This window comes from Shewanella decolorationis S12 (genome assembly GCF_000485795.1).
GTDB lineage: Bacteria > Pseudomonadota > Gammaproteobacteria > Enterobacterales > Shewanellaceae > Shewanella > Shewanella decolorationis.
This window is the reverse complement of the sequence record NZ_AXZL01000004.1, coordinates 51,534-58,880: the sequence shown is the minus strand read 5'-3', so window position 1 is coordinate 58,880 and position 7,347 is coordinate 51,534. Positions and strand designations below refer to the sequence as shown.

Annotated in this window: 5 protein-coding genes; 2 read left to right on the top strand and 3 right to left on the bottom strand. The window is 47.4% G+C overall.

Annotated elements, in window-relative coordinates:
* Positions 1-591 (top strand): transposase (locus tag SHD_RS00675; RefSeq protein WP_459538775.1); only part of this gene is annotated, 591 nt, incomplete at its 5' end.
* Positions 592-1,532: 941 nt separating this feature from the next.
* Here the strand turns inward: SHD_RS00675 and SHD_RS00670 are convergent.
* Complete coding sequence (locus SHD_RS00670; protein WP_023265382.1) at positions 1,533-2,087, bottom strand: hypothetical protein; 555 nt, start codon at positions 2,085-2,087, stop codon at positions 1,533-1,535.
* A gap of 247 nt (positions 2,088-2,334) precedes the next feature.
* On the opposite strand from SHD_RS00670, the gene SHD_RS00665 reads away from it, so the two are divergent.
* Positions 2,335-4,362: a S9 family peptidase gene (locus SHD_RS00665; protein WP_039976961.1), complete on the top strand. Its 2,028-nt coding sequence runs from the start codon at positions 2,335-2,337 to the stop codon at positions 4,360-4,362.
* A gap of 81 nt (positions 4,363-4,443) precedes the next feature.
* Here the strand turns inward: SHD_RS00665 and SHD_RS00660 are convergent, their stop codons facing one another.
* Positions 4,444-5,922: a M16 family metallopeptidase gene (locus tag SHD_RS00660; protein ID WP_039976989.1), complete on the bottom strand. Its 1,479-nt coding sequence runs from the start codon at positions 5,920-5,922 to the stop codon at positions 4,444-4,446.
* A gap of 11 nt (positions 5,923-5,933) precedes the next feature.
* Positions 5,934-7,265 (bottom strand): M16 family metallopeptidase, encoded by a 1,332-nt coding sequence (locus SHD_RS00655; protein WP_023265379.1) that lies wholly within the window; start codon positions 7,263-7,265, stop codon positions 5,934-5,936.
* Between the last annotated feature and the right edge of the window lie 82 nt (positions 7,266-7,347).

Genomic DNA, 7,347 nt, shown 5'->3' with positions numbered 1-7,347 from the left:
CGCAGTCGATTATGTGATATCTCATGGTTTATGCGCTGCCTCAACGAACCGATTGCAAGACAAGCAAATCAAGAGGATAACTGTACAGGTCGCTTCTGGGAGGGGCGATTCAAATCGCAAGCCCTACTCGATGAAGCTGCGGTATTAGCCTGTATGACTTACGTTGATTTAAATCCAATTCGAGCGCAACTTGCTGATACACCAGAGCAATCCGACCATACCAGTATTCAACTACGCATTCGGGCGGCGTTAAAAGGTGAGCAGCCGAGCAATCTACTACCTTTTATTGGTAATGAGTGCGACAACCAACCCAATGGCATTGCATTTTCCTTAACGGATTACCTTCAATTGGTGGATGATACCGGCCGAATCATTCGCAATGATAAACGTGGATGCATCAGCGAAAGTAGCGCCAAGATACTGAACAGATTAAATATTCCCCATGACAATTGGCTCAAGCTGACAACCGAATTTGGCAAGTTATTTCATGGTCCCGTGGGCACATTGCAAGCACTAACCGATTACTGCGAACACTTAGAAAAGCGACGACGGCATTTTGCCACAAGCTGCCAGCACTTTAACAGTAACTGACAACGGCTTATATCACTTCAAATGCCCCATCCAGAACACTTCCCAAGCTTTAAGGGATGACTAACCTCGTCTGAAATGCTCCATTTTTTAAGGAATTAGCGTAATTTTTTGCCTTAGATGCTCTCCCCGCGACTGTGACGGTTCTTTTTTAAACAACATTAACTTTTACAAGTTGTAGGTAAACGGAAAGTGCATTATGTTATTGATTTAAAATGGATGGCCAGATTTATTATTATTGGGATGACTTACCTCGTCTGAAATACACCATTTTTGAAAGAAATTAGCGCAATTTATTGTCTTACATGTAGTCCCTACGACGTTGATGACTCCCACTCAAGTCATTTTAGCTCGTACAAGTTGTAGGCAAACCTAAAGTGCATTATGTTATTGATTTAAAATGGGTGGCTTGATTTAATCTCGTCGAGGTATTATTTGAGTAATCGAGCGTTTGAGAGAAATTACATATTAATCACTTTAATACCAGTATTGATGCCAGGTTTTATTCTTTATTGTCTTATTCAAGGAAATATAGATAAGGCATTAATACTTGTGAGTATTTTTTGCTTTTCTCTGTATTGTTATTCGCGTAGTTCAAAGATCATCCGCACTGTAGAGGGGTTCATCTCTAGGATGGTGTGGTGCTGTATTTTGTTATCAGTAACATTAGTTATCGTAGCAATATCTCCTGAAGCTAAAAACGCATTCGCAGGGGCCGTTCTATTTTTGTATGTCCCGAGTTTGCTTATTAGTATTTTTGTGCTCAACAGCAGTCGGCCAGCCAAAGAGCTTAAGAAAAAGCTGAAAATTATTTATAACAAGTACTGACTAAAATTGCTTGTCTTTGAATGTCACTCCTACGCTCAGAAGCGAATTGCATGGGTATCCAGCCAAGGTTGTACTACGATGATCAAAACAGCCCGTTCGAGTATGAATAAGTCGGCTTAATTTAATGGTGCAATAGGCGTCATCTCTATCCCACGAAAGAGCTGATAGCGGTCGATATCATCGTCTAAATATTGGATATTTTGCGTCCACTGCCATGCACCTTGGGGCGATTTAGCTTCGAATAACAGTTGGATTAAGGCGGCGCGCGCATTCACGACTCCCTCACCCAGCAGGGAAAAATCGCCATTTTGTTGATATAAACTAAAGAGTTGCTGCTTTTCCTGCGAGACACCGTCGTAGTAGGTTAACAGCACTTGCTCGCCTTGCTCCCGAAACCACCAAGTCTCGCTGTAGGGAGCACGCGTTCCGACACTCACGGAGAGGATCAACTGGCGCTGATCATGGGAGCAAAAGCCGTTGACGATAACTTGCTTAGGGATCTCCCCCACCTTAGCCGCATTGCCCTGCCACTGCCCCACCATTTGCGGGCAAAAAGCCTTAAAACTGATCTTAGCGGCTTGCGCAGGAAAGACAGCCAAGCTGCCCAAGGCGAGTATCAATACATTTTTGATCAATAGCTTGCCCTGTCTTCGCGGGATGATTAACGCCATATTCGAGTCCTATTTCAATCTCCCAATACATTAGCGTTAAAACACCTTAGCCACAAATACTACGCTACGACAGTTTGTGCCATGCCCAACCTACCTCGTCATCAAAATGTGCCCGGTGGTTACAGTTACTTACATAAAAGTCCGCCTCAGCCCTCACAGACTCAGTTTGATTTCATGCTCGGTTTTTATACTTTGGGGTTTAATGGGAAATATAACGATAACACTCTGAATGATAAGGAGACATCTAGTGAAGAAGGCAGGCATTTTACTGCTGAGTCTGCTAATGCCCCTCAGCACGGCATTTGCAGAAGCAAGCAAACCACTCTCAGTCGAATTACTTTGGCAACTCAAGCGCATAGGTAGTCCAGTGGTATCCCCCACGGGCGAGCATATTATTGCGCCGGTGACTGAATACGACCTTAAGGAAGACAAAGGCTCAACCCAACTTTGGCGCTTCGACGGTGAAGGTAAAAATAACCGTGCGATTACCGCCAAAGGCTTAAAAGTCAGCGAGCCGGTGTTTTCGCCAGACGGCAAAACCTTAGCCTTTATCAGCGAACGTAACGATGACGACGCTGGCCAAATTTACCTGTTACCTATGGACGGCCCGGGTGAAGCCAGCAAACTCACGGATATCCCCACCGGCGTCAATGGCATCAAGTGGATTGGTAAGCATTTGTATTTTATCAGCAATATATTCCCTGAGCAGAACTGGGAGCAAATGAAGGCCCAACTCAAGACAGATAAAGATAATAAAGTCTCCGCCCGCCAGTGGAATGCGCTGCCCTATTCGCAGTTCGATCATTGGTTAGATGAGCGCCGTCAGGCCCACGTGTTTAGGATCCCAGCCACAGGCGGCGCGGTTGAAGCCGTGACTCAGCCGCTAGGCCATGAACTGCCACGCTCAAGCCAAAGCAGTTCAAGCTATGATATTTCCCCCGATGAACGCTTAATCGCCTTTAGTGCCTATGGTTCGGATAATCGCGTCGACCCTAAGTTAGACTTGTTCCTCGCCACCATTGGCGGCAGCAAAGCTGATAACATCACTCCAGATAACCCCGCGCCGGATCTGAACCCAACATTTAGCCCTAACGGTAAAACCTTGGCCTTTACTCGGCAAAAAATCCCCGGATTTTATGCCGATACCGCAAGGTTGATGTTGCTGGATGTGAGTAGTCGCAAACTCACCACGCTCACTACGGATTGGGATCGCTCTGTATCTCAATTCGAGTGGACACCCGACAGCAAGGGCTTCTATGCCAGCATTGATGATGCCGCCACTAACCGTATTTATCATATCGATGCCAAGAGCGGTAAGACCAAGGCCATCACTCAAGCCACCGACTTTAGCCAACCCGCTATCGCTAAAGATGGTCAGTTGATTGCGACCAATCAAAGCTTTTTGTATCCCGCGCGTTTAGTCAGCATCAACCCACGCAATGGTAAAACCGAGCGTTTAGAGCAATTTAACGACGAGATTTTAAAGGATGTCGATTTAGGCACCTATGAGTCGGTCACCTATAAGGGTTATCAGGGCCAAGACATTCAAATGTGGGTACACTATCCACCTGGGTTCGATCGCAGCAAAAAGTACCCGCTGTTTATGTTGATCCACGGCGGCCCACACAACGCCATTAGCGATGGTTTCCACTTCCGCTGGAACGCACAAACTTTCGCCTCGTGGGGTTATGTCACCGCGTGGCCAAACTTCCACGGTTCTAGCGGCTTTGGACAAGAGTTTGCCGATGCCATTAACCCGGATTGGAAAAACAAATCCCTCGAAGACGTGCTCAAAGCCGCAGACTGGTTTAAGCAACAAAGCTGGATCGATAGCGATCGTATGGTTGCCGGTGGCGCCAGCTATGGTGGCTACTTAACCTCGATTATTTTAGGTCAGCCACATCCCTTTAAGGCGCTGCTAATCCACGCAGCGGTATACGACATGTACGCACAAATGTCGGCGGACTTTGCCGTCCACAGCACCCGCTTTGGTAACTACTGGGATAATCCTGAGTTGTATAAAGCCATTTCGCCCCACTACTTTGCTGCCAACTTTAATACTCCAACCTTAGTCAGCCATGGTCAACTCGATTACCGTGTGCCCGTCGGCCAAGGTTTTGAGCTGTTCCGTACTCTGCAAACCCGTAATGTTGAATCGCGGATGATTTATTTCCCCGATGAAAACCATTGGATTATGAAACCCAACAACTCCATCTATTGGTATAACCAAGTGAAAGATTGGATGGCTCACTACGCTAAGCCTGGTGCGCAATAACACCTAGAACCTAGAACAGAAAAACAAAAGGTCTGCACTATGCAGACCTTTTTATTGGGCGATATAAACTAACGCCAGTGGTTATTGACCAAAACCCACCGCATTAATATCAACGGTTTGCACTTGGCCATACTTGGCCGCGATAGGCGCAATCTTGCTGGCGTTGCCAATCAGCACAAACTGTAAGTCCTTTTGCGGGAAGTAAGTTTTCACTAACCTTTGGGTTTCTTCTAAGGTTAAGCCGTCCACTTTCGCTTGGAACTCGTTGATAAACTTATCATCGAAGCCGTAGAGATACATGCCTGATAAGAGTCCAGCCAATTGGCCCGAGGTTTCAAACTTAGGCGGGAACTGACCTTTAACATAGGCCTTAGCCGAATCAAGAGTCGCTTGGTCTACACCTTTCTCCCATAAACGAGCATAGGTTTTCAGCGCTAAATCAATCGCTTCTTGAGTGGTTTCCGTCTTAGTGAAGGTGCTAATGGTAAACACGCCCGAGTCGGTATAAGGACTAAAGCCGGAGCGCGCGCCATAGGTTAGCCCCGCATTCACCCGCAGCTCATCGTTCAGCCAAGAGGTAAAGCGACCACCTAAAATAGTATTCACTACCGTTAGCCCCACATAGTCAGGGTTATCACGGCTAATGCCTAAACCACCGATAACAAAGGTAGTTTCCATCGCATCTGGCTTATCCACCAGCAGCACTTTGGCCTCAGTTAACTTAGGTAAACCTTGGTTTAAGTCGGGCTGAACGAGTTTTTCGCTGCCTTTCCACTGGCCAAAAGTCTGGGTTAGCTTGGCCTTCATCGCCGCCACATCAAAATCCCCCACCACTGTTAATGCGGTATTTGCGGGTTGATAGTAGCTTTTATGGAAGGCGCGCAACTGCGACACTGTGACTTGCTCAAGTGACTCACGATTACCCGATGAGGCATTACCGTAAGGATGAGCATCGAACACCAGTTTATCGAAGTAGCGACCAATCACGGCGCGCGGGCTTTCTTTATCCTGCTGTAAACCCGCAATGGCGCGCTGTTTAAGCTTATCGAACTCGGCCGAATCAAAGTCGGGGCTTAATAACGCGGCGCTGAATAGGCCGAGCATCACATCGGTATCTTTCGCCATAAAATCGGCGGCCAGATAGCTACCTTCTTTATCGGCTTCGGCCCCTAAGCTAGCGCCGAGAAAATCCACTTGTTGCTCAATCTCGGCCTTGGATTTACCCGCCGCGCCAAGGAGTAAACCTTGGGCGGTCATTTGGGCGATACCCGCTGTGGTGTCGTTAACCGCCCCAGCACGCACGACCGCGTTTAGGGTGATCAACGGCACTTCGCGCTGTGGCATTAAATACACGGTAAGGCCGTTATCTAGCACTAACTTGTCGTAACTTGGCATGGCAAAGCTGCCGGTATCGACGCGTTTGGATGCCGTGGTGGAGGCGCAGCCGGATAAGGCCAAGCTGGTCCCTAAAGCTAATGCGACCATTAACTTAGTCGGTTGCCAAGATGATTTGACAAAGGATGATTTGGCAAAGGATGATTTTACAAAGGAGAGTTTCATTGCCATCGATTTCATTGAGAGTTCTCCTCGTTTGCCGCCAATACCGCGACCGTGCGATTCGATTTGCGTAAATAGGTTTGGGCAACACGTTGGATATCCGCAGGCGTTACCTTGTTATAGGCCTCTGGCGCATTAAATAACTTGTCGTAGCTGCCAAAATACATTTCGTAGGTGCCGATAGTGTTGGCCTTGCCATTAATGGTTTCCATCGCACGATAAAAGTCCATCAACTTGATATTTTTGACTTTATCCAATTCTTGCTGGGTAACACCATGGGTCGCAATGGCATCGATTTGTTCAATCAGCGCCCGCTCTAGCGTCGATGCTTTCACCTCTGGCGTAGCCACACCCATGACGTAAAAGAGATTGGGATCGACCGACATCGGCATATAGGTTTGCGCTTCTAAAGCCACTTGCTTATCTACCAGCGCTTGATATAAACGCGAGCTATTGCCTTGGCTTAAAATCGAGCTTAATAAATCCAGCGCATAAAAATCTGCGTGAGTCGCCGCCGGAATATGGTAAGCCAGCATCACATTAGGCGTACTGACCGAGGCTTTTTGGACGAAGGTACGACGCTCACCCTTTTGTAAAGGCTCGACGGTACGCACAGCCTTTGGCGGTGTTTGCGCAGGAATGGGCGCAAAGTACTTGTCGGCCAATGCTTTAACTTGAGCAAGCTTTACATCACCGGCAATCACCACGACCGCATTGTTCGGCGCATAGTAGGTTTTATGGTATTGCACTAAATCTTCTAAGGTCCAAGCGGCAATATCCGACTCATGGCCAATCACAGACCAAGAGTAAGGATGGGCTAAAAAGGCCACGCCTTTAACTTCGCCTTCGAGGGTATTCCAGTTGGAGTTTTCAAGCCCAGTCGAACGCTCCGACTGCACTACGCCACGCTCGCTTTCCACCATATCGGGATTGATATCTAAATTGGCGATACGGTCAGCTTCGAGGTCGAACATAGTTTCTAGCGCATTAGCTGGGAACCAGTCGGTGTAGACCGTCATATCTTCAGTGGTGTAAGCATTGTTAGCCCCGCCCGCAGCTTCCATGGTACGGTCGAACATCTTTGGGCCGTATTTTTTCGAGCCGTTAAACATCATATGTTCGAAAAAGTGTGAAATACCGGTAATCCCCGGGACTTCGTTGCGGGAACCGACTTTCCAAAACAGATACATGTTGGCATTGGGAATAGAAGAGTCCTCTAGCACCATGATTTTCATGCCATTGGCGAGTGTAAAACTCTTGATGTCTTCTGCCGTTGTGGCCTGTGCTTGGCTTAAGGGATTAAAGAGTCCCATCGCCAACACCAGCGCCGATAGCGTGCGCTTCATCTTGTTCGCTCCTTGCTGTAAAAATTCACATAAGAGGGCATATTGATTAACAAATCAAGGGCGAAAAGATCTTCCCGCCCAA

What these genes read in the sequence shown, in the direction of transcription:
- SHD_RS00660 (WP_039976989.1), bottom strand. Translation starts at nt 5,922, where the DNA reads ATGAAACTCTCCTTTGTAAAATCATCCTTTGCCAAATCATCCTTTGTC.
- SHD_RS00670 (WP_023265382.1), bottom strand. Translation starts at nt 2,087, where the DNA reads ATGGCGTTAATCATCCCGCGAAGACAGGGCAAGCTATTGATCAAAAAT.
- SHD_RS00655 (WP_023265379.1), bottom strand. Translation starts at nt 7,265, where the DNA reads ATGAAGCGCACGCTATCGGCGCTGGTGTTGGCGATGGGACTCTTTAAT.